Below are 26,537 nucleotides of genomic sequence, written 5' to 3'. Positions count from 1 at the left end.
AAATTTAGTAAAAGAAATTTACTATTCTAAAATTTCTTTAACCCTGCCCACTTTTCCAGAAACGAGCATTACTTTAATACCGTGAGGATGGTTAGCGGAATTTGTTAAAATACGTTTTATAACACCTTCGGTGAGTCTGCCCGAACGTTGGTCTTGTTTTAACACAATAGCTACCTGCTGACCTATTTTGATATTTTTTCTGGAATTGCCTTGCATAGTTTAGAATATTGGCAATATTACAAATTATTTAACTCTTGCTAATTATCTTAAAAAAAGAAAAATGAATCAGCAAGAGTAATCGTTTTATTAAAAATGAATGCTTTCTAAATCCTCCATTATAGAATTTCCTCCAGCACCTACAACAAAGTTACCTGACCAATCCTGTATTAATTTTTCATCATCTTCTGCCAGCGTATTTGTCAGCAGTACAATGAATGCCTTTTTCGTTGGGTAGTAATAAACATGAGACATACCACCAGCAGTAGCACCACTATGACCTATTTTATTGAGTATATTTTTTGTACTTCCCATAATAAATCCTAAACCAAATCCAATCGAATAATCAGATTGATTATAGCCCCAAACTGGAGTTAACATAGTATCAAGTGTATTTTGCGATACAATTTCCCCTTCTATAAGGGCTTTTATAAACAATAAGTAATCATTTGCTGATGCGATAATACCCGCATCACCGTGACTTCCTTTACAATAATTAATAGATTCTTTAGTAATATCGTTATTTTTAGATGCTGAATTCAAATAACCATTTACTAAGTTTTTTGGTGAAGGATATCCAGTTTCATTTTTATAAAAAGTCTCTGTTAAGCCTACCTTTTGAATAATTTCTTTTGATATGATATTAGAATGGTGTTCACCTGCAATACTATCAATTACCAAAGACAAGGTAAGTGTATGTGCACTAGAATATTGAACCGATTCTCCAGGTACAAAAAGAGGATCATCATCAAATAGATATGCTAATTGTTCTTCTGCTGAAGGTAAATTACCCTCATTACTCTCAATATAATCATTAAGGCCTTCTTCATCATCATGATCTGGCATACCTGCGGTATGATTCATCAATTGTCTGATTGTAGCTTCTTTTGCGTTTGGCAGATTATCGACAACATTTTGTGGTAAAAAGTTCGAAATTTTGGCATCCAAATCTAACTTACCTTGTTCGTACAAAATCATACCTGCGGTAACTGTATAAAGTTTGGCTACACTACCTGAAAATAAAGTATTGCATGTATTCATAGCTACCCTATTCTTTATATCAGATAAACCAGATGCACCGACCCATAATCCATTTTCTGGAGTATATATTGCGGCCGTAATACCCGGAAACCCTTTAGAAATGTAGTTATCAAGTATTTTCCGATAATCTTTATGGTAAGGATGACTTTCTCCTAACCCAACAGGATTACATTCTATCGTATTTTTAGGTTCAAGGCTTATGTCGTTTCCATCACAAGACATTGCGACAAGAGAAATGGCAATTATAACTGTTACTACTAATTTGATTTTTTTCATGATTTCTATTTTTTTGATTTACAAACATAGAACCAAGAAGAATACCAAGACAAGTGCTAATTATAGGAAAAATCTTAAAGACGAAGAATTGATTTGTTAAGACGAATTGACTTTTAAGTTTCGTTAATCCACTTTTTGAATGACGAAGCCTTATTTTTGCTTACAATACATTTTTCATTATTAAAAAGTGTTAATTCTAACCTTCCATCAGATAATGGTTTAAAAGTAGAAATGGCATTTTTTTGACATAAATATTGTTTATTCAGTCTGAAAAAAGAGTTTTCGTTACTGAGTAATTCTTCCAGTTGTTTTAACGAGTAAAACGTTTTTAAAAGGTTACTTTCTGTATGAATTTCTAAATAGACATCAGTTAAATAAGCATATTTAATAGTGTTAGCAAATAACTTAACACGGCCAGTCGAAGTATCTAACCATATAGGTTCTGGCGTATTATCATCTAACAAAGAATTACTCTTTTTATTAATTAAGTTATAGTAAAAATTGAAGATTAGTAGTATTAAACTACCAAAGGGCAATGTAATTGAATATAACTCTGTATAATCATCTGCTTCATAATCAATAATATTTACTTGAAGTAGTTGCAATAGATAAAAAACTCCTAAAGAAATAGCAATTGATTTCCAAAGTACAGATTTCTTAGTAAAATGTAAGTAATACGTAAGTCTAATTAATAAGTAAATCTGAACAAAATTGAGAATAAAATTTATATTAAAGCCTATGTCAGTAAAAGATTCCCAAATACTTTCTTTAACACCTGCATAGGTAAACAGAAATGTCAAAACTAAAGTTGCCCAAATTATATGTCTTTTGGATATTGGTTTGTCCGTGGGGTTATTTGACATAAATAGAAAAAGTTGACTTTAACATCCAAATATAAACTATTTAAAATGTTAAAGTCAACCTTATTATTTGATTGATGAATATGTCTATTTTAATTTTGAGACGCCAACAATCTGTTTTTTTCTTTACGGTTCTTTAAGATTCGGATATATCGTATGGCTTCTTTAATCTCATAATCTGCATAGGCTTTTTGTGCCCATTCTATTGCCTCATCTAAATTACCATTTATTTCATTTATAATAGCCATGTTATAGCAAGCTCTACCAGCAATTTTACTATCGCTATTTGAGACTTCTTCATTCCATAATTCGGCAGCACTATCCCATTTACCGGCAATAGCTCTACGATTTGCAACTTCAAAATTATCAGTTCCTTTTATGAAATAATCTCTAGAAACACGAACCCTTCTAGGAAGAATTCTTGCACCGTAGTTGTAACCAATAGTATTACTTTTTTCTAAAACAGCTTCTTTTCTTCCAGCAATAGCTGCAATTGCCTTAGCAGGATTAATACCTTTTCCTATTGAAGTTAAATTTTGATTAGCTCTATATTCATCAAGTATAAGTTTATTTTTCGGATCATAAACTCTCCATCCTGTTTTTAATAAGGTATGTATAGTAGCATGATGTTCTGGAACTGAAATTTCTACACCTAAAGGGTTTTTAATTTTTTTCTGAACGGTTTTATAATCAATTTTGGAATCGGTATCGTAAAATGATAATACATAAAGAGCATCTACACCGTTTTCATCACAAATTTTCTGTACGGTTTCCCATGGTAATGTAGCTGGAAAAACACCAGATCCTGGACTTCTTAAATTAGCGTCCTCAATAATTTTAACTTCATCAAAATTTTGATTTTTACCCAATTTATCAGACAATCCTAAAACAGCTCTGTGAGCTCCTTCTTTATCTAAATTTTTACCTTCAGCAGATAAGACTTTATCTAATTTGTCTAATTCAGCATTATTTTCTGAGGGTAAACTTCTGTCTATAATACCTATTTTTTGATTATGTTTTGGCATATACACTGGTGCTGGTTCAAGTACGCCCATTGTCATTTTATTGGTTGTAGCACAAGAACTCAAGATGAGTCCGAGAAATAGTATAAATACAGCAGATTTGTTAAGTAACTTTGTCATAATAGTTTAGTTTAACCGTAGTAACGTTAAAACAACACTATTTATTACTTTATTTGCTTTCTTTTCTTTTAGAGGAAGTTAATTTACCAATTGATTATCAGTAAATTAATCATTTAGCATTAACCACAATTTATCTTTTAATTCGGAAAGGCCTACTTGTGCTATCGAAGAAATAAATAAATAATCTATACCTTTAGGAAGTTCTTTTTTAATTTCATTTTTAAGCTCTTCATCCAACATATCTGATTTTGAAATTGCTAATAATCGGTCTTTATCCAACAATTCGGGATTGTGCTTTTTGAGTTCGTTTAGTAATATTTTATACTCCTCATTGATATCATCTGAATCAGCAGGAATTAAAAACAATAGCGTTGAATTTCGTTCAATATGGCGTAAAAATCGATGACCCAAGCCTTTTCCCTCTGCCGCACCTTCGATTATTCCTGGGATATCTGCCATTACAAAACTCTGAAAATCGCGATACTCAACGATACCTAAATTGGGTTTTAAGGTAGTAAAGGCATAATCGGCTATTTTGGGTTTTGCAGAAGTAATTACTGATAACAAAGTCGATTTTCCAGCATTGGGAAATCCTACTAAACCAACATCTGCCAAAATTTTAAGCTCCAATTGAAACCAACCTTCTTGTCCGTCAATACCAGGTTGTGCATAGCGTGGGGTTTGGTTAGTGGACGATTTAAAATGCCAATTACCACGTCCTCCCATACCACCTTCCATCAATATTTTTTCTTCGCCATCTTCGGTAATTTCAAAGACAACTTCTTGAGTTTCCCCATCCCTTATTACAGTACCTAAAGGTACATCTATATAAATATCATTACCGTCCTTACCAGTACTTCTGCTTTTGCTTCCGTCTCCGCCATGTTCAGCTTTAAAGTGTTTTTTGAATTTTAGATGATAAAGCGTCCACATATTTTTACTGCCACGGATAATCACATGACCACCACGACCGCCATCACCACCATCAGGACCACCTTTTTGGATATATTTTTCACGATGTAGATGCACAGAGCCCTTACCACCCTTACCAGATGCAGCATGTATTTTTATATAATCTACAAAGTTGCCTTCAACCATTAAATAAGTTATTAGGTTATTGTGTTAAGAATTATTTTGATGCGACGAAAATAGGCGAATGCATTATGTTGCAAAACCGCTAACTATAAAGTATCAAAAACAGTACTTAACCGTTCTGTTATTTCTTCGATACTTCCTACACCATTTACGCCAAAATATTTGTCCTGATCAGTATAATAATTTTTTAAAATAGCAGTTTTTGTTTCGTATTCGTTAAATCTATTTCTAATTTTAGATTCGTCTTGATCGTCAGGTCTGCCACTGGTTTCCCCTCGTTTTAAAAGACGGGCGACCAATAGGTCTTCCGGAACTTCCAAAGCTACCATTCCGTTAATGGATTGACCTTTTTCTTCAAGAAATGTGTCCAAGGCTTTGGCCTGCGATTCCGTTCTTGGAAAACCGTCAAATATAAAACCGTTGGCATCGTCATTTTTTTCTACTTCTGCCTTTAGCATATTAATGGTTACTTCGTCAGGAACTAAATCGCCTTTATCCATATACGATTTTGCCAATTTACCTAAGTCAGTTTGGTTTTTAATATTATATCGGAACACATCTCCAGTAGAAATATGTACCAAATTATATTTATCCTTTAATACTTCAGCTTGAGTTCCTTTTCCGGCTCCTGGAGGGCCAAATAATACAATGTTTGTCATGTTGTGTGTCGTTAATTGGTATATATCTGTGAGGTTTCTTCCTAAACCATTATAGTCTAATCCGTAACCGACAATAAACTTATCGGGAACAGAAAGGCCAATATAGTCTATGTGTAATGCTTTGCGGAAAACATCGGGTTTAAAAAATAACGTTGCAATTTTTAATTTTTTGATATTTTGATTTCTAAAGATATTATAAATTTCCTCAAGTGTGGTGCCAGTATCGATAATATCTTCCAAAATAATAACGGTTCGGCCTTCCAGATTTTCATTAAGTCCGACCAGTTGCTTTACGTTTCCAGTAGAATCTGTGCCGTGATAGGATGCTAATTTCACAAAAGACATTTCGCAGTTGCCTTTATAAGCTCTTACAAAATCAGCAGCAAACATAAACGAACCATTTAAAATTCCGATAAAAATGGGAACTTCGCCCTCACAGTCCTTTGCTATTAAACTTGCCATGTTATCAATAGCAATCTTTATTTTTTTTGCTGAAATGTAAGGTTTAAAATATTTGTTATGTAACTTTATTTTAGTCATTATAAAAAGAAAAATCGTTTTGTAATTACTGAATTTGATTCAGGAACACAAAACGATTTTTACCATATTGTATTTATTTTACTTTTCTTTACTGAGCTTTTTTGTGGTATCGTACATAATTGGCGATGCAATAAACAATGATGAGTACGTACCTACAATTACACCCACAATCATTGCGAACATAAAGCCTTTTATAGAATCACCACCGAATAAGAAAATAGATAATAATACTAATAATGTAGTTAAAGAGGTATTAATAGTTCTCCCTAAAGTACTACTTAAACCAGCATTTACCACCCTCATAAAAGGCCACGATTGATGTTTGTTTGCAAACTCCCTAATTCTATCAAAAATAACCACGGTATCGTTTAAAGAATATCCCACTACAGTTAATAAGGCAGCAATAAACGATTGGCCAATTTCCATATCAAAAGGTAATACTTTATAGAATAATGAAAATATGGTCAACACTATTAAAACATCATGAAAAACAGCTATAACGGCACCTAAACTATACTGCCATTTTCTAAATCGTAATAAGATGTATAAAAATACTACAATCAATGAACCTAAAATTGCCCATATGGCTGCTTGTTTAATATCATCGGCAATGGTTGGTCCAACTTCTAGGTATTTCATTAAACCAATCTTATTTTCAGTATCAGTACTACTGATTTTGAAACTATCTAAAGTAGTGCCATCTGGAAGATATGATTGTAACCCATTAAATAATAATGCTTGAACTTCATCACCAACTTCTACAGAGTTTTCTTCAATTTTATAATTCGTAGTAATTTTTAATTGGTTGGCAGCACCATATGTTTTTACTTCAGGAGCATCACCAAAAACATCTTTTAAGGTATTAGCTACTTCAGTGGAACTTGTAGGTTGATCGAAACGAACGGTATACGTTCTACCTCCAGTAAAATCAACACCATAGTTTAAACTATTTATAACCAAAGAACCTATACCGGCTGCAATGATAACAGCGGAAATGATATAAGCTATTTTGCGTTTCTTTAAAAAGTCAATTCTAATATTTTGGAACCATCCCTTAGTAATATTGGTGTTAAATGACATTGAACGATCTTTGTCCGCATACCAGTCCACTAACATTCTTGTAATAAATACTGCAGTAATTAACGATGTTGCTATACCAATCATTAAAGTTGTAGCAAAACCTCTAATTGGTCCAGATCCAAAAATATATAAAATAATACCTGTTAAAAAGGTAGTAATATTGGCATCAATAATTGCAGATAATGCTCCTTTAAAACTAAACCCTTCTTTTACGGCTTCTTTTAGCACTTTGCCTTTATGCAAAGCTTCTTTTATACGTTCGTAAATAATTACGTTGGCATCAACAGACATACCAATTGTAATAATAATACCCGCAACACCTGGTAAGGTTAACACGGCTCCAAAGGCTGTAAGTGTTCCAAAAATAAATAAGATGTTGACCAATAAAGCAATATTTGCAAAAATACCAGCTTTACCATAATAGAAAATCATCCATACCAATACAATACATAATGCTAAAATAAAGGCTATTGTACTACTGTCAATAGCTTCTTGACCCAACGATGCACCAACTACCGATGATTCGAGAATTTTTGCTGCAGCTGGTAATTTACCTGACTTTAATGCATTGGACAAATCTTGTGCTTCTTCAATGGTAAAGTTACCCATAATAGATGTTCTACCATTAGGTATTGGACCATTTACATTAGGTGCAGAATAGACAAAGTTATCTAATACCACAGCTACAAACTGACCTACATTTTCTTCCGTCATTTTGGCCCACAACTTTGTACCTTTGCTATTCATAGTCATACTAACCTCAGGGTTAACGCCCAATTGGTCAAATGTTTGACTGGCATCAGAAACAACATCCCCTTCAATAGGAGCAACATCTTGTCTATTAGATTTTATAGCATATAAATTAATTACTTCTGTTTTGTCGATAGGTTTGGCATCCCATAAAAACTTGGTATAAACCATGTTGCTAGGTAATAAGGCCCTAACTTCTTTCATGGCCAAATACTTGTTTACCGTAGCTGTATCTTTTACATTGGCAGAACCAATAACAGAACTTCTTTGAGACTGATCTTGAGGTATGCTCGGAAACATAACCGAGAACAGCGGACTGGCCGCTTTAGTGTCAACAGAATCTTGTACTTTGCCCAGTAAATCGTCTATTTCAGAATCTTCAGACGCAATTGAATCTGATTCTTGTTCTGTTTCTTCTTCAACTTCAGTTTCTAAAATTTCTACTAATTTGGTATTAGCCTGAATAAAAAAGTTGGCTGTTTCAGTATTATCATAAGTCTCCCAGAATTGTAATTTGGCAGTACCTGTAAGTAATTTTTTTACACGGTCAATATCTCTAGCCCCTGGTAACTCAATTAATACTCTACCAGATTCGCCAATACGTTGAATGTTAGGTGAAGTAACACCAAAACGGTCAATTCTGTTTCTCAATACTTCAAAAGCAGTTCCTATTGAGCCTTTTACCTCTTCTTGTAAAATAGTCTTAACCTCTTCATCGGTCATTTTAAAATTAACCTTATCCTTTAAAGATTTGTTTCCAAAAATTGAAGGATCACTTAATTTTACTGAACCTTTACTTTCTGCCTCAAATGCTTCAAGAAATAAATCTAAATAGGTTTTGTCACTTCCTGTTTGGGCAGCTGTAGCGTCTGCTAAAGCCTTGTTGAAAACTGGGTTTTTTGAGTCGTCTGACAATCCCATCAAAATATCTCTAACAGATACTTCTAATGTTGCGTTTATACCACCCTTTAAATCTAAACCAAGATTTATGGCTTTATCTTGAATTTCGCTGTGTGTGTAATCTGCGTATAAGTAATTGGCTACAGGAACGTTGGCTACAGAATCTAAATATGCCTCTTGTTTTACAATATCTCCATTTGCAAATTCTTTTGCATCATTTTCAATTCTATTATTAACCCATGTAAATGATAAATAGTACACACAGATTAATCCAAATAAAATAGCAAAAGTTTTAATTAGTCCTTTGTTTTGCATCTACTTTGTATTTAAAATATCTTGATTTTTTAATTAACGTGCAAATATATAGTAACAAAAGAGAATAGGCAATTGTTTTTAGGTTTTTTATAGTTGGCTTAGCTGCAAAAATTCATTACATTCGCTAATTAAATTCAAACCTAAATGAAACGAGCAAGCTAAAATTTTTATCACCTAAATAAATGAAAAATAGCGAACTGCATGTGTCCATTAAAAAACAATAAATATTAACTCATGAAACCACTTTCAGATATTGAAATTGCTCAAAAAACAGAGCTAACCCACATTAAAAACATAGCAGAAAAATTAAATATTTCCGAAGACAATCTTGAGCTTTACGGAAAGCACAAGGCGAAACTTCCGTTGGATCTTATCGATAATGAGAAAATAAAAAATAACAACTTGGTTTTGGTTACTGCTTTGACCCCGACACCGGCAGGAGAAGGGAAAACTACTGTTTCTATTGGGTTGACCGAAGGTTTAAATAAAATTGGTAAGCAGGCTACAGTAGTATTGAGAGAACCTTCATTAGGTCCTGTATTTGGAATTAAAGGAGGAGCTGCAGGCGGAGGATATTCGCAAGTGGTGCCTATGGAGGATATCAATCTACATTTTACTGGTGATTTTAACGCTATTGAAAAGGCCAATAATTTATTAGCTGCTTTGATTGATAATAATTTACAAAGTAAAGTCAATAACTTAAACCTTGATCCTAGAAACATTGCTTGGAAACGTGTTATTGACATGAACGATAGGGCATTACGCCAAATAACCATCGGTTTGGGAGGTACCGCTAACGGTATACCTAGAGAGGACGGATTTAACATAACACCGGCCTCTGAAGTTATGGCGATTTTATGTATGGCAAAAAATGTGGAAGATCTTAAAGAACGACTGGGAAATATTTTCGTTGGGTTTACTTTTGATAGAAAACCGATTTTTGCTCGTGATTTAAAGGCCGAAAACGCCATGACTATTCTTTTAAAAGATGCAATAAAGCCTAATTTGGTGCAAACATTAGAGAAAAACCCTGCTATTATTCACGGTGGTCCTTTTGCTAACATAGCCCAAGGAACCAATAGTATTATTGCGACTAAAATGGGACTTTCACTTTCCAATTATGTGGTTACAGAGGCTGGTTTTGGTGCGGATTTGGGTGCGGAAAAGTTCTTGAATATTAAATGTGCTTCAGCTGGGTTAAGTCCTAAATGTGTTGTGCTGGTAGCTACGATTAGAGCATTACGCCATCATGGAGGTTCGCCTAAAGAAGAGTATAATACTCCAAGTGTGGATCGAGTTGAAAAAGGGTTTGTAAATCTGGAAAAGCATATCGAAAATATTAGAAAGTTTAATATTGAGCCAGTAGTAGCTATTAATTCATTTATTAGCGATACGGATGATGAGGTAAATTTAATAAAAAGTAAATGCTCAGCTTTAGGTGTGCATGCAGTTGTTTCTAGAGGATGGGCAGAAGGAGGTAATGGTACTCAAGATTTAGCAAAAGCTGTTGTTGATGTTGTAGAAAATAAAGCGGCTGAATTTAAACCCTTATATGACTGGAAATCACCAGTTAAAGATAAGATTGAAAAAATAGCAAAAGAAATTTATGGTGCAGATGCTGTAGTATATGATAATAAAGCGAGATTAAATCTAAGAAGAGTTGATAATTTAGGGTTTAACGATTTTGCCATCTGTATGGCAAAAACACAAAAATCATTTTCTGATAATGATAAATTGATTGGAAGACCAAAAGACTTTACCATTACCGTACGTGAAATAGAAATTGCTGCAGGAGCTCAGTTTTTAATTCCTATTTTAGGTAAAATGATGCGTATGCCAGGCTTACCATCAAAGCCTGCTTCTGAAGATATGGTTATTGATAAAAACGGTAAAATTTCTGGGCTTTCGTAGAAAAGAGTATTGAGTCTTGGGCTTAAAGTTTAAATCGATAAAATTCAAACATAAAAAAGCCCCAATTTGGGGCTTTTTTTAAAATATAAACTCTATTTATTATTTTGGGATAGCCATTTCAGTATAGCCTTCAGGTACGGTCATGTCAAATTTACTATCATCTACACTTTCAGCTTTTATTTCAGTAACTTCTACGGTAATATCCATTGCCATTCCACCTTGATTCATAGATACCACCATATATAAAGGAAATCCTTTTAATTTACCTCCCAACATAGAAGTGTATTGTTCCTGAGCTAAAATTTTATCAGTAACAAACATTTTCATTTTAAGTTCTTGTCCATTTTGTTTGGTAACCACATCATAACCTTTACACTCATACCCAACAACGGTTTTGGTCTCTCCGTTAGCAGTCACAGAAACATTTTTTAATTCCTCTTCTGATTTTTCAGTATCTTGTTTAAGGTATTTTTTACCAAGCATAGGGTTTTCCATTAACATAAGAAATTTTTGAGCATCTTGATCAACAATCGAAATCTGTGTTCCCGTCATCTGATTACTCTGTTCTGTCCGTGCTTTGTTACCTTTAAAATGAGTAGTGGCACTAATATCACCAATCATAGCAAAAGATGCGTTAACTTGCTCGTTATCAGAAGACATAGTAACTTTATTTGTCATTACACCTTCTTTAATTTCTTTTTGAGCAAAAACGCCCATACTCATAGTTACTAGAACTAGTAAAATAATTTTCTTCATTTTTTTGTTTTTAAATTTTTTGTAAATATATAAAAAAGACTGCTCCTTTAGTAAGAGCAGCCTTTATTAGTTGTTCATTTTGTTTTTATGTTACAATTCTAGCAAGCCATTTGTTTTACTAACTGCTTCTGCACTGGTCTTCATTTTGTCCTTTTCAGCATCTGAAAGGTCAATCGTTACTATTCTTTCAATGCCATCTTTACCTAAGATTACGGGTACACCGATGCAAATATCATTTAAGCCGTATTCTCCATCTAGCATTGTAGAACAAGGGAACATTTTTTTCTGATCGCAAGCAATTGCTTGAACTAAACTTGAAACTGCTGCTCCAGGAGCATACCATGCTGAGGTACCTAATAATTTTGTTAATGTTGCACCACCAACCTTAGTGTCTTCAGCTACTTGATTTAGTCTGTCTTCAGATAAAAATTTACTTACTGGAACGCTGTTACGCGTAGCTAAACTTGTTAAAGGAATCATACCAGTATCTGAGTGGCCACCCAAAACCATACCATCAATATCGGAAATTGGAGCTTCCATGGCTTCGGCCAACCTGTACTTGAAACGAGCCGAATCCAATGCACCACCCATACCGATAATTCTGTTTTTTGGTAGGTTGGTTGTTTTGTGCACCAAATAAGTCATTGTATCCATTGGGTTGGAAACTACAATTATAATGGTGTTTGGAGAGTGTTCTATCAAACTAGCGGAAACCGATTTTACGATTCCTGCATTAATACCAATCAATTCCTCACGGGTCATCCCAGGCTTTCGAGGAATACCCGATGTAATTACACAGATATTACTACCTGCTGTTTTGGTATAATCGCTGGTTGAACCAACAATTTTTGTGTCAAATCCGTTTAGCGAAGCGGTTTGCATTAAATCCATGGCTTTGCCTTCTGCATAACCCTCTTTAATGTCTAAAATTACAACTTCTGATGCAAAATTTTTAATAGCAATGTACTCAGCACAGCTTGCACCAACAGCTCCTGCACCTACAATAGTTACTTTCATTTTAATATTATTTTTATATGTCAATATTTGCGTAAACCGCGTTTTTCTCAATAAATTCTCTTCTTGGTGGCACTTCATCTCCCATAAGCATAGAAAACACTCTGTCAGCTTCTGTACCATTATCTATAGTAACCCTACGCATGGTTCTAAACTCTGGGTTCATGGTAGTATCCCATAATTGTTCTGCGTTCATCTCACCTAGACCTTTATAACGTTGTATTGTACCTCCATCAAACTTTTTAAGCAGATCATCACGTTCTTTATCGGACCAAGCATATTCCTTTTTAGCACCTTTTTTAACCAAATACAATGGTGGAGCAGCAATAAATACATAGCCTTCCTCAATTAATTCTCTCATATACCTAAAAAAGAACGTTAAAATTAAGGTAGCAATGTGGCTCCCATCTACATCGGCATCACACATTATCACTATTTTATGGTAACGCAATTTTTCAAGGTTAAGAGCTTTGCTATCCTCTTCGGTACCAATGGTAACACCTAATGCGGTGTACATATTTCTGATCTCTTCGTTTTCAAAAACTTTGTGCTGCATAGCCTTTTCAACGTTCAAAATTTTACCACGTAAGGGTAAAATGGCTTGAAAGTTTCTATCTCTTCCTTGTTTTGCAGTACCACCCGCAGAATCTCCCTCAACTAAAAATATTTCACATTTTTCAGGCTCTGTCCAAGCACAATCGGATAACTTACCAGGCAATCCTCCTCCAGACATAACCGTTTTACGTTGTACCATTTCACGAGCTTTTTTAGCTGCATGGCGTGCTTGAGCTGCTAAAATCACCTTTTGAACGATTATTTTAGCATCATTAGGGTTTTCCTCTAGGTAGTCGGTCAACATCTCTGAAACGGCTTGACTAACCGCTGAGGTAACTTCTCTGTTTCCTAATTTGGTTTTTGTTTGACCTTCAAATTGAGGTTCGGCTACTTTTACTGAAATAATAGCGGTTAATCCCTCACGGAAATCATCACCCGAAATCTCAAACTTTAATTTGTCGAGCATTCCAGAGCTTTCGGCGTATTTTTTTAAGGTATGAGTAAGTCCTCTTCTAAAACCAGACAAATGTGTGCCGCCTTCGTGTGTATTGATATTATTTACGTAAGAATGCAGGTTTTCTGCGTACGAAGTGTTATAAACCATTGCAACCTCAACCGGAATACCTGATTTTTCACTTTCCAGAGAAATTACATCAGCTGTAAGTTGTTCTCTGTTTCCGTCCAAATATTTAATAAATTCGGGCAAACCAACTTCACTATAAAATTCTTCATGGATAAACTCGCCTTTTTCATCTTTATTTCTTTTGTCCGTTATAGAAAGTTTTATCTTCTTATTTAAGAAAGATAATTCTCTAAGCCTAGTAGACAACGTTTCATAATTAAAATCTATATCCGCTTGAAAAACAGTATCATCTGCCATAAAGGTAACCATAGTACCTCTTTCTTTAGTCTCACCAACTGATTTTACAGGATATGATGCTTTTCCACGTTCATATTCTTGCTCGTAAATTTTACCATTACGATACACTGTAGCTTTTAAATTTGAAGAAAGAGCATTAACAACAGAAACTCCAACACCGTGTAAACCACCAGAAACTTTATAAGAGTCTTTATCAAATTTACCCCCGGCTCCAATTTTGGTCATTACTACCTCTAGAGCAGAAACACCTTCTTTTTTATGGATATCTACAGGAATACCACGACCATTATCCTTTACGGTGACAGAATTATCTTCGTTGATAATAATACTTACAGCATCACAATGCCCAGCCATTGCCTCATCAATAGAATTATCAACCACCTCATAAACCAGATGGTGCAAGCCTCTGACACCAACATCACCTATGTACATTGAGGGACGTTTTCTAACGTGTTCCATCCCTTCTAAGGCCTGAATACTATCGGCTGAATAATTCTGTTTTTTTGCTTCTTCGCTCATATTTTTAGTTCTCTTTTTTATGTATTTTCAAAAACATACAAATATAAGAAAACACGCCCGGTTGAGCGTGTTTTCAATGTCGTTAAATAACGTAAGTTATTAACAAATTCTCTACAAAAGAGAGGTATTTAAATTTAGAGTGTTTTATTGTTTGGCATAGTGGTTTAATTAAGAAAAAGAAACAGCTTAATGTGTAGTAATATATTAAGCTGTTTCAATTAAAAGCAATCAACCCAATTTGCTCTGTTTTTAGTTTAGTGTTTTTTGATAGTTCAAATGTACTACTAGAATCTAAAGATATTCTAAAGTTTTGACTAGAATTGAAAAAAATTAAAATGCTCCAATTAAACGTTGTGGAATTATAGCTTTTAAATCGTCTTTCTTAAACGATTGTCCATTCATGTCAAATACAAATTTAACTTTGGCATTTTGATTGGCTATGGTTACATAAAATAGATCTTTTTCGTTTTTCATTGTTCTTAAATTTATTAAGTCAAATGTAAAGGATGATTCTAAAGATATTCTTAAGATAATCAGTCCATTATAAATTTAACAGATATTTAAGAGCCCTAATGTACAAACGAAAAAAACTGGTATTTGTCAAAAAACAAAAAACACACTCGTAAGGAGTGTGTTTTTAATTAACTCAAATAATATTTTAGTGAAAGAAACAGCTTAACGAAGTGTGTCAAGCTGTTTCAATTAAAAGCAATCAACCCAATTTGCTTTTTTTTAAAGTTCAGCAGCTTTTTGCTCAATAACTTTACCAGCCGCATCAAAAAGAACTTTGATTTTTGCATCTTCTTTTGATAAAACTACCCAATAAACTTCTTGATCGTCTTTTGTAGTTTTGTATGCCTTGTCAGCAGAATAATCTGCAAAATCAGCAGCTATAGTAGCTGTAACTGCTTCAGGTAATTCGCTTACCTGTATTTCAACTTTGTCTTGTTGTTGTGCAGCTGCCTCAACAATTTCTACTGTTTCTTCTACCTCTTGTGCAAAAGTGGCAGTGCTTATTAAACTTAGTACTGCAAATGCTACTAGAAAACTTAACTTTCTCATGATTTTGTGTTTTTTAAATTAATTAATATTTAGTTTTATTTGTTTTGTTGGGACAAATGTAGGGGCAGATTCTAAAGAGATTCTTAAGATAAAGTAAAGATTTTTACTTTAACATTTAATTGTGATTTGTCTTATGGAAATATAAACGAAACTAAAATTTGATGATAATAAGGTTGATTATGATTAATCGTTTTTTGTAGTGATATCTATATTAAAGTTTACACTAAGTGTATGCAGTTTGTCTTCGTAAAAATAATTTAATTGCCATTGGTTAACATCGCAAATCTGTTTAATAATGGCCAGACCTAAACCTAATGAATCTTTACGAGTACTTTGTTTTTTAAAACGGTTAAAAAGGTCTTCGGGATTTCCTTTTAATGACTCACCTGTATTAGAAAAAATTAATTGATTCTCTGAGTAAACAATTGAAATAGTGCCATTATCAATGTTATGTTTTATGGCGTTACTTAATAAATTTGAAATTAATGTATCTGCCAATGTTGTGTTGGTTGTGGTAATATGGCCCGATAATTTTTTGTTTACCTTAATGTTTTTATTCAGAATAAAATCTTCATAATTCTCTAATTGCTTTTCAATCAAGTTTTTAAAAGACACTTCTTCTTTGGTGCTGAATTGTTGATTTTCAACTTTTGCCAGTAATAACAATGTCTTATTTAATTTTGATAAACGCTTACCTGCTTGGTATATAGATTGTAACTGTTCTGACTGTTCTTTGTTTATATTTTCCGACTGCAATAACAATTCAATTTTAGACTGCATTATGGCCAAGGGCGTTTGCATTTCATGCGAAGCATTTTCTGAAAACTCTTTTAAATTACTAAAGTCTGACTGTAATTTTTGGGTTAAGTTTTGTATTGAATTGTTCAGCTCTTTAAACTCATCAATTTTAGAATTTTCTAGCTCGATAGGTTTTTGATCTTGTACCGAAAAGTTTTTAAGTCTATTAATATTAGTGTAAAAAGGGTGCCATATTTTTTTAGATATTCTAGTGTTTAAAATCCATAACCCTATTAATAAAAGTAGAATAATTATAAATGAAGAAACTACTATCACCCAAATAAAATCTTGATTTCTAACTAACGAATTTCTTGTAACAATTTTCCATCTTTGATTATGGAGAGTTTCATAAGCGGTTAACTGTCTGTATTTTTCAAATTCGTCAATCCCTTCACCTTCAATAGCCCTAAGAATTAACGTGTCTTTGTATATTACAGTATCATTTGGAAATTTTTTTAATTCGGTTTCGTTTAGCTTTCTTGGCTCTTCAAAAATGATATGAGGATAATCATATTTGATAGCTTTGGCAATAACATCTTTACTGTAACGAAGTTGTTCATCCAATCTATTGTTCATTACAACGGTTAAGACAAAAATTAACATCCCAGCAGAAACTATAAATATTATAATAGATAGCCAGAGGTAAGTTCTACTTGTTCTTTCTATTAGTTTCATTGGTTGTTTTTAAAAAAGTATAATTTGAATTTACTTAAGTGTATCTGTGAATTTATAACCAAGGCCATACATTGTTTGTAAGTAATTATTTCCGCCTAATTTGTTTATTTTTTTACGTAAATTACCCATGTGTGTGTAAATGAAATCGTAACTGTCTGCCATTTCTATATCATCACCCCATAGGTGTTCTGCTATAGATTCTTTAGTTAATACTTTATTTTTATTAGTGATAAAATAGAGCAATAAATTGTATTCTTTTTTGGTCACTTCGACAGGCTTTCCATGAACGGTTACTTCTTTGGAGCTAGGATCTACTCTTATTTCATTGAATTCAATAAACTCATCGCCATCAAAATTTCTGCGTCTAATTAACGAATTAATCCGTGAGTTTAATTCTGCCAAATGGAAAGGTTTGGTAATGTAATCATCTGCACCTAGATCTAACCCTTTTAACTTATCATCTAAAGAGTCTTTAGCGGAAACAATTAAAACTCCAGTTTTAGAAGATTGTTCTTTTACTAATTTTAATAAGTCAATGCCACTACCATCTGGCAATGTTATATCAAGTATAATTATATCGTATTTAAAACTTACGATTTTATCTTCTGCATCAAAAAAAGAAGTGGCTTTTTCGCAAATAAAGTCTTCATTTTTAAGATAGCTTGCCATTGAATCTAGCAATTCGACTTCGTCTTCAACTATTAATATTTTCATTTTTTAAAATTTAGAGTTATCTACAAAAATGGAATTATTTACACAAACAAGTGCAATGTGTTTTCTTATTTTTTTCTTAAAATAGCCTTATCCGTAAATTTTTCAATAGTTATTTTAGGGTTGTTAAAAATATAAACTTCAGCACCATCCGCAGCAGAAATAATAACCTCTTTTTTTGCATTTATTTGTACATCTGCATTATCTGTAGCTTCTACAATTATATCATTGCTTTCTAGGCTTTCGCCTTTAAAATTACTTCTATCTTCAGCATTCACATATAGTTCGGAGCATCCTCCAGAAATATCAGTAGTTGACCCTCCTTGAATAGTGGCTTCAACAATATTACAGGAAAGATTAATTTTAGCTTTTCCAGATTTGTCGGCATTTATAAAAACATCATCAGCATTAACGGTTAATTTAGCATTGGCACTTTCGTTATTATTTAAAACGAGTTTAGAAGCTTGGAAATCTAATGTTAACTTGGAATCGTCTTCGGCATTAATAGTTAAATGGTCAAATTTTAATGTGCCAGAAGAAGTAATTTCAGATTTATCTTTAGTTATAATTTCATCAATATATTGGTCTATAGTAACCAATACCCGCAACTCTTTTTTTCTGGTGATACGTTTGGTGAGATCAATAATCAACGTACTATCTCTAACTTCCGTATAAACTGCTACGTGTAAATTTTCATCTGCTTCAACGGTAACGGATTGTTCCATACCTTGAGTAATAATAACTTCAATTTTATCGTGCGTTTCAATTTTAGAAAAGCCCTCAATATATCTGTTTTCTGTAGTTACTATTTTATTGCCTTTTAGTTTGTCTTGGGCAGACATATTTAAAGGGAATAATACCATCGTAACAAGTACAATGACTAGGGAGTAATTTTTCATTATCTTTAGTTTTGTTGTTATCAAAGATATATAAAAAACAAAAACGCTGCCAAAAGCAGCGTTTTTTATTAAAAATTTATTTTTTCTTCTAATAAGCATCGTCATGAACATTTGCAATGGCTCTTCCGGAAGGCTCGTTCATGTTTTTAAAACTTTCATCCCAATCTAAAGCAATTTGTGTGCTGCAGGCTACAGAAGCTTCCTGCGGTACTGATAATGCTGCCGTGTCACTTGGGAAATGTTCTGTAAAAATAGATCTGTAATAAAATTCTTCTTTCGTTGTTGGTGTTTGAATTGGGAATTTATACTTAGCATTCGCCAATTGTTCATCACTTACTTCTTTCTCTACAATTTCTTTTAACGTATCTATCCAACTATACCCTACGCCATCACTAAATTGTTCTTTTTGTCTCCATGCTACACTATCGGGTATCATATCTTCAAATGCTTTTCTAACCACCCACTTTTCCATACGTTCACCATTTATCATTTTATCTTTTGGATTGATACGCATAGCAACATCCATAAATTCTTTATCCAAAAAAGGAACACGGCCTTCAATACCCCAAGCAGCTAAGCTTTTATTGGCACGCAAACAATCGTACATATGCAGTTTGCTTAATTTACGTACAGTTTCTTCATGAAATTCTTTGGCATTAGGTGCTTTATGAAAGTACAAATATCCGCCAAAAATTTCATCGGCTCCTTCACCGGACAATACCATTTTTATACCCATAGATTTAATAACCCTTGCCATTAAATACATAGGTGTGGAAGAACGAATTGTAGTAATATCATAGGTCTCTATTTTATAGATAACATCACGTATGGCATCCAAACCTTCTTGTATGGTAAATTTAATTTCATGGTGTACCGTACCAATATGGTCTGCTACTTTTTGAGCAGCCGCCAGGTCAGGTGAACCCTCTAACCCCACAGAAAAAGAGTGTAATTGTGGCCACCAAGCGGCTTTGGTATCTCCAGACTCAATACGCTTTTCAGCATATTTTTTGGCAATAGCTGAAGTAACAGATGAATCTAATCCGCCAGAAAGTAGAACACCATAAGGCACATCACTCATTAATTGACGGTGTACGGCAGCTTCTAGAGCTTCTTTTAACTCTTGAATTGAAGTCTTGTTATCCTTAACCGCATCATATTCCGTCCAATCTCTTTTGTACCATTGTACAAATTCTCCATCTTTACTGGACATATAGTGTCCAGGAGGGAACAATTGAATTTTTGTACAAACACCTTCCAAAGCTTTTAATTCAGAAGCTACATAAAACGTTCCGTTGGCATCCCACCCTATATATAATGGAATAATACCCATATGATCTCTAGCAATAAAATATTCGTCTTTTTCTACATCATAAATCGCAAAACCGAAAATTCCGTTCATTTCGTCAATAAAGTCGACTCCTTTTTTTTGATAGAGAGCTAAAATTACTTCACAATCCGATTCCGTTTGAAAATTATAATTGCCTTCAAATTGTTTTCTCAGCTCACGATGATTATAAATTTCGCCATTGGCAGCTAATATCAATTTTTTATCCTCGCTAAATAAAGGTTGTTTTCCAGAAGCAGGATCGACAATAGCCAGGCGTTCATGAGCTAAAATAGCCTTGTCGTCAGCATAAATTCCACTCCAATCTGGCCCACGATGACGGATTTTTTGAGACATCTCTAATACTTGAGGTCTCAATTCTTCAGATTTTTGCTTTAAATCAAAAGCACATACAATTCCACACATAATTTAAGTTTCTAATTTTATTAATGAACTCGTCTTGATTTTTTCTTTTCCCTAAAAAATTGCCAAAATTCGCTCATATTTCGTTACTTTTTTTATCCGTAGCTCTGCTATGAATTGCAAAAACTACCTCATCTGAACAAATTTTATCTCATTTTCGGTAAAAAACAATAAGTCAAGACTAGTTCGATGCAAAAATTCATTTTTTATTTCAATTTATAAATAAAAAATAATAATATGATTACAAATTAATACAATTAAGTTATTTTTAGTATAAATATGTAATTTTTTAAAAACACTAATTATCTTTTTAGTTTAAATTTTTAATACTAAAGCGGCAAAAATAACGTTGTTAAGCCAACTAAACTAAATTATTGCATGGTAAAACTTTACATTTCAACTATAATCTCCCTCTTTTTAATGCTTTTATTTACCTCTGAAGCTAGAGGTCAAGGCTTTGTGGCTGTAGATGATATTCCACATGATATATCATACTATAGGGAAAGCAAAATAACACCTCCTTTGGCTAAAGTACTTTATGGCAGACCTCAAAAAAATGATGAAGAAGTATTTGGCAATCTTGTTCCATATAATAAATTATGGCGAACTGGTGCCAATGAAGCTACTGAAGTTAAATTCTATAAAGATGTGGAATTTGGCAATTGCAAAGTAAAAGCTGGTACTTATGTATTGGTTACTATTCCAGGAGAGAATGATTGGCTTGTTATTTTAAATTCTCAAACAGATGTTTGGGGATCTTTTCAATACAATCCAATTTTTAATGTTGCGGAAATTGCTGTTCCTGTAAAAAAAGGAGAGCCTTTAAAGGATTTTACAATAACCTTTAAAGAGAAAAATGACGCTACTAAAATGATATTGGGCTGGGATACCGTTAGAGTTAACGTTCCCATAAAATTTGAAAAAGAGCCAGTAATCGTTTCAAATTAATTAACTTTGTTTGTCAGGTCGAGCGAAGTCGAGACCTATTATAATTTGCTCACATAACTACCTCTTGACTCCGCTCGAGGTGACATAAGGAGTAAGGATGTTAATTTAATTTTTCACCATTAACGTAAGTTTCCACCACTTTTATATTGGGAACATCTTTAACTGGTATTTCCATTATATTTTGATTTAGGATAATGAAATCGGCCATTTTACCGACTTCAATACTGCCTTTTTCATTTTCTTCAAAATTGGAATAGGCTGCCCAAATGGTCATGCCTTTTAGCGTTTCTTCTCTTGATAAAGCGTTTTCCATCTGAAAACCATTTTCGGGATAATTGTTCAAATCTTTTCTGGCTACTGCGGCGTAGAAAGTTAGCATCGGACTCACTTGTTCAACGGGAAAATCAGTTCCTAAAGCTACTTTACCATATTGTTTTAACAAGTCTTTATAGGCATAAGCCCCTTTAATACGTTCTGAACCAACACGGTCTTTTGCCCAATACATGTCGGATGTAGCGTGTGTCGGTTGAATTGATGGTATGATATTTTTGAAAAAATCAAAATCTTCAGGAGAAATAATTTGAGCGTGTTCAATTTTCCAACGGCGGTCTTTTTTATCTTTTAAAACTTCTTTGTACGTTTCTAATAAATAATGGTTGGCAGAATCACCAATGGCATGGGTATTCATCTGGAAATCTGAATCGGCGATACGCTCTGCTATTTCTTTTAAGTTTTCGATAGTATTAACCAACGCTCCAAAATGACCTGGTTTATCGCTATATGGTTCTCGCATGGCTGCCCCTCTTGAACCCAAGGCACCGTCGCCATATACTTTAAAAGAACGTACATTCAATCTATCTGTTTTATAAATGCCTTTGTTCAAATAATAATCTAAATTTCGCTTAGAGCCAGAAACCATTGCGTAAACTTTAATTTTTAGTTCGCCAGCTTGTTGTAAACTGTCTATTAATTCAATTGTTCCTTTTGAAAGACCGGCATCATTGACAGTGGTTAGACCATGTGCTAAACAAATTTTTTCAGCATCTTTTAATGCCTGAACGGATTCTTGTAAACTAGGCCCAGGAATTTTGGAACCGATCAATCCCATAGGGTTATCGACAAAAACTCCTGTTAATTTTCCATCTTTTTTGAGAATATCCCCTCCAGAAAAAGGGGTGTTAACGGTAACGCCAGCCAAATCAATTGCTGCCTGATTGGCCAACAACGCATGACCGTCCACACGTCTTATGGCAACTGGAGTATCAGGAAATAAAGAGTCAAGCCTTTCTTTTGTCGGGAATTCTTTTACTTCCCAATCATTTTGATCCCAACCGCGTCCGGTAATATAACTTACATTTTTTTCTTTTTGAAAGGAAGCTAACCGTTCTAAAACTTCACTATAACTTTTGGTACCCTCAAGTTTTACCTTTTGTTCTGACAAACCCAAACCATAAAAGTGACAATGGGCATCTATTAATCCGGGGACAATTGTTTTCCCTTCGGCATCAATTGTTTTTTCGGCAACATATTTCTTTTTTAATTCAGCAGTTGTGCCTACGGCAATAAATTTACCCTCTTTTACGGCAACCGCTTCCGCTTTTGAGAATGAATCATCGACGGTATAAATATTGGCATTAATAACCAATACATCAGCTTTTTCTTGTTTTTCACAAGCAATTAATAAAAAAAGTGCGGAAACTAAAAGGATAATTTTCTTCATGATAAGGTGTGATTTTCTGATTGTTAAAAGTATGAAAAAATCACTAGAGCAATTGAACCTTTAAATTTTTTCTCTTTTAATAGTTAAAACGTAACTTTGCCGCTTGAAAAATAGGATATTGAATGAGTTACCATTTTAATGAAATAGAGGCCAAATGGCAAAAATATTGGGCGGACAATCAAACTTTTAAGGCTGCAAATCCTGGTGAGAAAGGTGCTGAAAAACCCAAATTTTATGTGTTAGATATGTTTCCGTACCCAAGTGGTGCGGGTTTACATGTTGGGCACCCATTAGGTTATATTGCTTCTGATATTTATGCTCGATATAAAAGGCACAAAGGCTTTAACGTAATGCATCCACAAGGGTATGATAGTTTTGGTTTGCCTGCTGAGCAATATGCTATTCAGACAGGGCAACATCCCGCGGTAACAACTGCTGAAAATATTAAAACATACAGACGTCAACTTGATCAGATTGGTTTTTCATTCGATTGGTCTCGCGAAGTCCGTACTTCAGACCCCAACTATTATAAATGGACACAGTGGATCTTCATCCAATTATTCAACTCATGGTATAACAAAAATACCGATAAAGCGGAAGATATCTCAAGCTTAGTTTCCACTTTTGAAAAAGAAGGAAATACTACCGTTAATGCTGAATCAGATGATGATGTTGGACAGTTTACTGCCAGTGAATGGAATGATTTTTCTAAAGAAAAACAGCAACAAATTTTATTGCAATATCGATTGACCTACTTGTCGGATACCGAAGTAAATTGGTGTCCTGCATTGGGAACAGTTTTGGCAAATGACGAAATTGTAAATGGCGTTTCAGAACGTGGTGGACACCCAGTTGTGCGTAAAAAAATGAAACAATGGAGCATGCGTATTTCCGCTTACGCTCAGCGATTGTTGGATGGTTTAGATAAGATAGATTGGCCGCAACCACTTAAAGATTCCCAAACCAATTGGATTGGAAGAAGTGAAGGGGCTATGGTTTCTTTTTCAATTATTGATGGAGAAAACCTTCCTAAGATAGATGTATTTACTACAAGACCCGACACCATTTTCGGAGTCTCTTTTATGACTTTAGCACCAGAGCATGAATTGGTGCCAAAAATAACAACTGATGCTCAAAAGGAAGATGTTGAAGCCTATATAAAAGCTACTGCCAAAAGGAGTGAATTAGATAGAATGGCAGATGTAAAAACCATAACTGGAGCATTTACTGGGGCTTATGCTGAACATCCGTTTACAAAAGAGCCTATTCCTATTTGGATTGGTGATTATGTGCTTGCGGGTTACGGAACAGGTGCAGTTATGTCTGTCCCTTGTGGCGACCAACGTGATTACGATTTTGCTAGGCATTTTGATATTCCGATTCCCAATATTTTTGAAGGTGTTGATATTTCTGAAGAAGCTTTTGCTGAAAAGGAAAAATCAGTGATTGCCAATTCTGATTTCCTGAATGGTTTGCCATATAAAAAGGCAATGAAAATCATTATTTACGAAATTGAAAAACGTGGATTTGGTTATAAAAAGATAAATTATAGAATGCGTGATGCGGTTTTTAGTCGTCAACGCTATTGGGGCGAGCCTTTTCCGGTATATTATGTCAATGGTTTGCCGCAAATGATTGATGAAAAACACATACCTATTGTTTTACCTGAAGTAGAAAAATACTTACCTACCGAAGACGGTAAACCACCATTAGGAAATGCCGAGGCTTGGGTTTGGGACATTGAGCAAAACAAGATAGTTGAAAATAGTCAAATCGATAAGAAAACAGTATTCCCTTTAGAACTCAATACCATGCCCGGTTGGGCGGGCAGTTCGCAGTATTTTAACCGTTATATGGATCCACATAACGAGAATGAAATCTTCTCGCAAGATACCATTAATTATTGGCAAGACGTCGACTTGTACATCGGTGGTAGCGAGCATGCCACAGGCCATTTGCTGTACAGCCGTTTTTGGCAAAAATTCATGTTTGATAAAGGTTTAGTGCCTCAAGATGAATTTGCGAAGAAGTTGATTAACCAAGGGATGATATTGGGGACGAGTGAATTGGCATATGTTACTGGTTATAAAGGAGCAAATGATTTTGAGGGTAAAAAAGCGTCTAATACTATTTTTCTGTTACAAGAAAATGAATTTGGAGAAAAGGTACACTTTTCTCACTATACTAAAGATGTAAAGTATGTTTTTTTCAGTGCTGATTATGAGTATGTAGATGAGTATAAGGAAGGAAGTTTAGCTGTCCCATTTAATGAAATTATTCCACATCGTTTTGATGTTAATTACGTAAAAAGTAATGTTCTTGATATTGAAAATTATAGAAATAGTAATCAGTATTATGAAGATTCAATTTTTGTGGTTCAAAAGGGTTATTGGCATAAGGGAAAATTTCATGAATTATTTAATCAGGGCTCTAGCGAATTTAAAACATATTCAGAAGTTGAAAAAATGTCTAAAAGATGGCTAAACGTCGTAAATCCAGATGCTATTTGTGAGCAATACGGTGCAGACAGTTTACGTATGTATGAAATGTTTTTAGGCCCATTAGAACAAGCGAAACCTTGGAATACTGCAGGTATTACGGGTGTACACAGTTTTCTTAAAAAATTATGGAAATTGTATCATTCCGGTGAAAACGGTGCTTTTTACGTGACTAATTCCCCCCTTGAGGGGGGCTCGGGAGGTGTTGAACCTACCCCAGAGGCTTTTAAAACCCTACACAAAACCATCAAAAAAGTAGAAGAAGATATTGAGAATTTCTCTTTTAACACCTCGGTTTCTACCTTTATGATTGCAGTAAATGAATTGACAGCAAAAAAATGCAACAATAGGGCAATTTTAGAACCTTTGTTGATATTAATTTCGCCTTATGCACCGCATATTGCAGAAGAATTATGGAGTAAGTTGGGTCATACCGAGTCTATTTCAACCGCTCCTTTCCCTAAATTTGAAGAGAAATACTTGGTGGAAAGCACAAAGACCTATCCTATCTCGTTCAATGGTAAAATGCGTTTTACTATGGATTTATCTTTAGATTTAACCAAAGAGCAAATTGAAGAAGCCGTAATGACTCATGAAAAAACACAAGCTCAATTGGCAGGTCGAACGCCTAAAAAAGTAATTATAGTGCCCGGTAAAATTGTAAATATAGTAGGTTAATGGTGGCTTCCATAGAAATTTTGGGATTACTAGCTGGTGGGCTGACTACCGCTGCTTTTGTGCCTCAGGTGTATAAAACGTATAAAAGTAAGTCGGCCGATAGTCTTTCCTTAACAATGTTTATGGTATTTTTTGTAGGTATTATTTTATGGCTGATTTACGGTATTTATGTAAATAGTTTAGCAATGATGGTCACAAATAGTATTACGGCCGCATTATCGTTACTGCTAATTTATTTTAAATTGACTTATAAGTAGTTGTATTTTTTATTACTTTTGGGTAAAATAGT

At 33.9% G+C, this 26,537-nt stretch carries 21 protein-coding genes; 4 read left to right on the top strand and 17 right to left on the bottom strand.

The features are described from left to right. Window positions 1–21 precede the first annotated feature (21 nt). From U5A88_RS13365 to secDF, 7 genes are all read right to left on the bottom strand, one after another. Entirely contained in the window at window positions 22–216 is a 195-nt protein-coding gene (locus tag U5A88_RS13365) for a YwbE family protein (RefSeq protein ID WP_354207237.1), read from the bottom strand. A 90-nt stretch (window positions 217–306) separates the two neighbouring features. Further along, on the bottom strand, window positions 307–1,533 hold the full coding sequence (locus U5A88_RS13360) for a serine hydrolase domain-containing protein (RefSeq protein WP_354207235.1): 1,227 nt from the start codon (window positions 1,531–1,533) through the stop codon (window positions 307–309). 113 nt (window positions 1,534–1,646) lie between these two features. Further along, window positions 1,647–2,396 (bottom strand): LytTR family DNA-binding domain-containing protein, encoded by a 750-nt coding sequence (locus U5A88_RS13355; protein WP_354207233.1) that lies wholly within the window; start codon window positions 2,394–2,396, stop codon window positions 1,647–1,649. A gap of 89 nt (window positions 2,397–2,485) precedes the next feature. Then, entirely contained in the window at window positions 2,486–3,535 is a 1,050-nt protein-coding gene (locus tag U5A88_RS13350; protein WP_354207231.1) for a DUF6340 family protein, read from the bottom strand. 105 nt (window positions 3,536–3,640) lie between these two features. Further along, window positions 3,641–4,633 carry a GTPase ObgE gene (obgE, locus tag U5A88_RS13345; protein ID WP_354207229.1) on the bottom strand — a complete coding sequence of 331 codons (993 nt, stop codon included), beginning with the start codon at window positions 4,631–4,633 and terminating at the stop codon, window positions 3,641–3,643. A gap of 83 nt (window positions 4,634–4,716) precedes the next feature. After that, window positions 4,717–5,829 carry an adenylate kinase gene (locus tag U5A88_RS13340; RefSeq protein WP_354207228.1) on the bottom strand — a complete coding sequence of 371 codons (1,113 nt, stop codon included), beginning with the start codon at window positions 5,827–5,829 and terminating at the stop codon, window positions 4,717–4,719. A gap of 78 nt (window positions 5,830–5,907) precedes the next feature. Then, on the bottom strand, window positions 5,908–8,874 hold the full coding sequence (gene secDF, locus U5A88_RS13335) for a protein translocase subunit SecDF (protein ID WP_354207227.1): 2,967 nt from the start codon (window positions 8,872–8,874) through the stop codon (window positions 5,908–5,910). A 234-nt stretch (window positions 8,875–9,108) separates the two neighbouring features. Between secDF and U5A88_RS13330 the strand changes: the two genes are divergently transcribed. Next, window positions 9,109–10,785 carry a formate--tetrahydrofolate ligase gene (locus tag U5A88_RS13330; RefSeq protein ID WP_354207226.1) on the top strand — a complete coding sequence of 559 codons (1,677 nt, stop codon included), beginning with the start codon at window positions 9,109–9,111 and terminating at the stop codon, window positions 10,783–10,785. 99 nt (window positions 10,786–10,884) lie between these two features. Here U5A88_RS13330 and U5A88_RS13325 read toward each other — a convergent pair whose 3' ends face one another. The 9 genes from U5A88_RS13325 to asnB form a co-directional block, all read right to left on the bottom strand. Next, on the bottom strand, window positions 10,885–11,541 hold the full coding sequence (locus U5A88_RS13325) for a hypothetical protein (protein ID WP_354207224.1): 657 nt from the start codon (window positions 11,539–11,541) through the stop codon (window positions 10,885–10,887). Between the two features lie 90 nt (window positions 11,542–11,631). Then, the gene (locus tag U5A88_RS13320) at window positions 11,632–12,558 is read right to left on the bottom strand and encodes a malate dehydrogenase (protein WP_354207222.1); all 927 of its coding nucleotides are present in this window, start codon (window positions 12,556–12,558) and stop codon (window positions 11,632–11,634) included. Window positions 12,559–12,571: 13 nt separating this feature from the next. Continuing rightward, window positions 12,572–14,509: a DNA topoisomerase (ATP-hydrolyzing) subunit B gene (gene gyrB / locus U5A88_RS13315; protein ID WP_354207221.1), complete on the bottom strand. Its 1,938-nt coding sequence runs from the start codon at window positions 14,507–14,509 to the stop codon at window positions 12,572–12,574. Window positions 14,510–14,839: 330 nt separating this feature from the next. After that, window positions 14,840–14,983, bottom strand: a complete 144-nt coding sequence (locus U5A88_RS13310; protein WP_354207219.1) for a hypothetical protein — start codon at window positions 14,981–14,983, stop codon at window positions 14,840–14,842. 258 nt (window positions 14,984–15,241) lie between these two features. Continuing rightward, window positions 15,242–15,571: a hypothetical protein gene (locus U5A88_RS13305; RefSeq protein WP_354207218.1), complete on the bottom strand. Its 330-nt coding sequence runs from the start codon at window positions 15,569–15,571 to the stop codon at window positions 15,242–15,244. A 183-nt stretch (window positions 15,572–15,754) separates the two neighbouring features. Continuing rightward, the gene (locus U5A88_RS13300; RefSeq protein ID WP_354207216.1) at window positions 15,755–17,044 is read right to left on the bottom strand and encodes a sensor histidine kinase; all 1,290 of its coding nucleotides are present in this window, start codon (window positions 17,042–17,044) and stop codon (window positions 15,755–15,757) included. Between the two features lie 30 nt (window positions 17,045–17,074). Then, window positions 17,075–17,758, bottom strand: a complete 684-nt coding sequence (locus tag U5A88_RS13295; protein WP_354207214.1) for a response regulator transcription factor — start codon at window positions 17,756–17,758, stop codon at window positions 17,075–17,077. A gap of 65 nt (window positions 17,759–17,823) precedes the next feature. After that, on the bottom strand, window positions 17,824–18,654 hold the full coding sequence (locus tag U5A88_RS13290; protein ID WP_354207213.1) for a GIN domain-containing protein: 831 nt from the start codon (window positions 18,652–18,654) through the stop codon (window positions 17,824–17,826). An 88-nt stretch (window positions 18,655–18,742) separates the two neighbouring features. Next, entirely contained in the window at window positions 18,743–20,407 is a 1,665-nt protein-coding gene (gene asnB / locus U5A88_RS13285; protein WP_354207211.1) for an asparagine synthase B, read from the bottom strand. Window positions 20,408–20,782: 375 nt separating this feature from the next. Here asnB and U5A88_RS13280 point away from each other — a divergent pair, with 375 nt between their 5' ends. Further along, window positions 20,783–21,352 (top strand): DUF2911 domain-containing protein, encoded by a 570-nt coding sequence (locus tag U5A88_RS13280; protein ID WP_354207209.1) that lies wholly within the window; start codon window positions 20,783–20,785, stop codon window positions 21,350–21,352. Window positions 21,353–21,452: 100 nt separating this feature from the next. Here U5A88_RS13280 and U5A88_RS13275 read toward each other — a convergent pair whose 3' ends face one another. Then, window positions 21,453–23,072, bottom strand: a complete 1,620-nt coding sequence (locus tag U5A88_RS13275; RefSeq protein ID WP_354207207.1) for an amidohydrolase — start codon at window positions 23,070–23,072, stop codon at window positions 21,453–21,455. Between the two features lie 122 nt (window positions 23,073–23,194). Here U5A88_RS13275 and U5A88_RS13270 point away from each other — a divergent pair, with 122 nt between their 5' ends. Both U5A88_RS13270 and U5A88_RS13265 read left to right on the top strand, forming a co-directional pair. Next, window positions 23,195–26,248 (top strand): leucine--tRNA ligase, encoded by a 3,054-nt coding sequence (locus U5A88_RS13270; protein ID WP_354207205.1) that lies wholly within the window; start codon window positions 23,195–23,197, stop codon window positions 26,246–26,248. Next, window positions 26,248–26,505 carry a SemiSWEET family sugar transporter gene (locus tag U5A88_RS13265; protein ID WP_354207203.1) on the top strand — a complete coding sequence of 86 codons (258 nt, stop codon included), beginning with the start codon at window positions 26,248–26,250 and terminating at the stop codon, window positions 26,503–26,505. The genes U5A88_RS13270 and U5A88_RS13265 overlap by 1 nt, the downstream gene beginning before the upstream one ends. Window positions 26,506–26,537 lie beyond the last annotated feature (32 nt).

Origin of the sequence: Aureibaculum sp. 2308TA14-22 (assembly GCF_040538665.1) — a bacterium.
In the GTDB taxonomy this organism is placed as follows: domain Bacteria; phylum Bacteroidota; class Bacteroidia; order Flavobacteriales; family Flavobacteriaceae; genus Aureibaculum.
The sequence above is the reverse complement of the archived record's forward strand: the minus strand, read 5'-3'. Positions and strand labels throughout refer to the sequence as shown.

Excerpts from the sequence above, each read along its gene's own strand:
- U5A88_RS13365 (WP_354207237.1), bottom strand. The coding sequence starts at position 216 with ATGCAAGGCAATTCCAGAAAAAATATCAAAATAGGTCAGCAGGTAGCT.
- U5A88_RS13360 (WP_354207235.1), bottom strand. The coding sequence starts at position 1,533 with ATGAAAAAAATCAAATTAGTAGTAACAGTTATAATTGCCATTTCTCTT.
- U5A88_RS13355 (WP_354207233.1), bottom strand. The coding sequence starts at position 2,396 with ATGTCAAATAACCCCACGGACAAACCAATATCCAAAAGACATATAATT.
- U5A88_RS13350 (WP_354207231.1), bottom strand. The coding sequence starts at position 3,535 with ATGACAAAGTTACTTAACAAATCTGCTGTATTTATACTATTTCTCGGA.
- obgE (WP_354207229.1), bottom strand. The coding sequence starts at position 4,633 with ATGGTTGAAGGCAACTTTGTAGATTATATAAAAATACATGCTGCATCT.
- U5A88_RS13340 (WP_354207228.1), bottom strand. The coding sequence starts at position 5,829 with ATGACTAAAATAAAGTTACATAACAAATATTTTAAACCTTACATTTCA.
- secDF (WP_354207227.1), bottom strand. The coding sequence starts at position 8,874 with ATGCAAAACAAAGGACTAATTAAAACTTTTGCTATTTTATTTGGATTA.
- U5A88_RS13330 (WP_354207226.1), top strand. The coding sequence starts at position 9,109 with ATGAAACCACTTTCAGATATTGAAATTGCTCAAAAAACAGAGCTAACC.
- U5A88_RS13325 (WP_354207224.1), bottom strand. The coding sequence starts at position 11,541 with ATGAAGAAAATTATTTTACTAGTTCTAGTAACTATGAGTATGGGCGTT.
- U5A88_RS13320 (WP_354207222.1), bottom strand. The coding sequence starts at position 12,558 with ATGAAAGTAACTATTGTAGGTGCAGGAGCTGTTGGTGCAAGCTGTGCT.
- gyrB (WP_354207221.1), bottom strand. The coding sequence starts at position 14,509 with ATGAGCGAAGAAGCAAAAAAACAGAATTATTCAGCCGATAGTATTCAG.
- U5A88_RS13310 (WP_354207219.1), bottom strand. The coding sequence starts at position 14,983 with ATGAAAAACGAAAAAGATCTATTTTATGTAACCATAGCCAATCAAAAT.
- U5A88_RS13305 (WP_354207218.1), bottom strand. The coding sequence starts at position 15,571 with ATGAGAAAGTTAAGTTTTCTAGTAGCATTTGCAGTACTAAGTTTAATA.
- U5A88_RS13300 (WP_354207216.1), bottom strand. The coding sequence starts at position 17,044 with ATGAAACTAATAGAAAGAACAAGTAGAACTTACCTCTGGCTATCTATT.
- U5A88_RS13295 (WP_354207214.1), bottom strand. The coding sequence starts at position 17,758 with ATGAAAATATTAATAGTTGAAGACGAAGTCGAATTGCTAGATTCAATG.
- U5A88_RS13290 (WP_354207213.1), bottom strand. The coding sequence starts at position 18,654 with ATGAAAAATTACTCCCTAGTCATTGTACTTGTTACGATGGTATTATTC.
- asnB (WP_354207211.1), bottom strand. The coding sequence starts at position 20,407 with ATGTGTGGAATTGTATGTGCTTTTGATTTAAAGCAAAAATCTGAAGAA.
- U5A88_RS13280 (WP_354207209.1), top strand. The coding sequence starts at position 20,783 with ATGGTAAAACTTTACATTTCAACTATAATCTCCCTCTTTTTAATGCTT.
- U5A88_RS13275 (WP_354207207.1), bottom strand. The coding sequence starts at position 23,072 with ATGAAGAAAATTATCCTTTTAGTTTCCGCACTTTTTTTATTAATTGCT.
- U5A88_RS13270 (WP_354207205.1), top strand. The coding sequence starts at position 23,195 with ATGAGTTACCATTTTAATGAAATAGAGGCCAAATGGCAAAAATATTGG.
- U5A88_RS13265 (WP_354207203.1), top strand. The coding sequence starts at position 26,248 with ATGGTGGCTTCCATAGAAATTTTGGGATTACTAGCTGGTGGGCTGACT.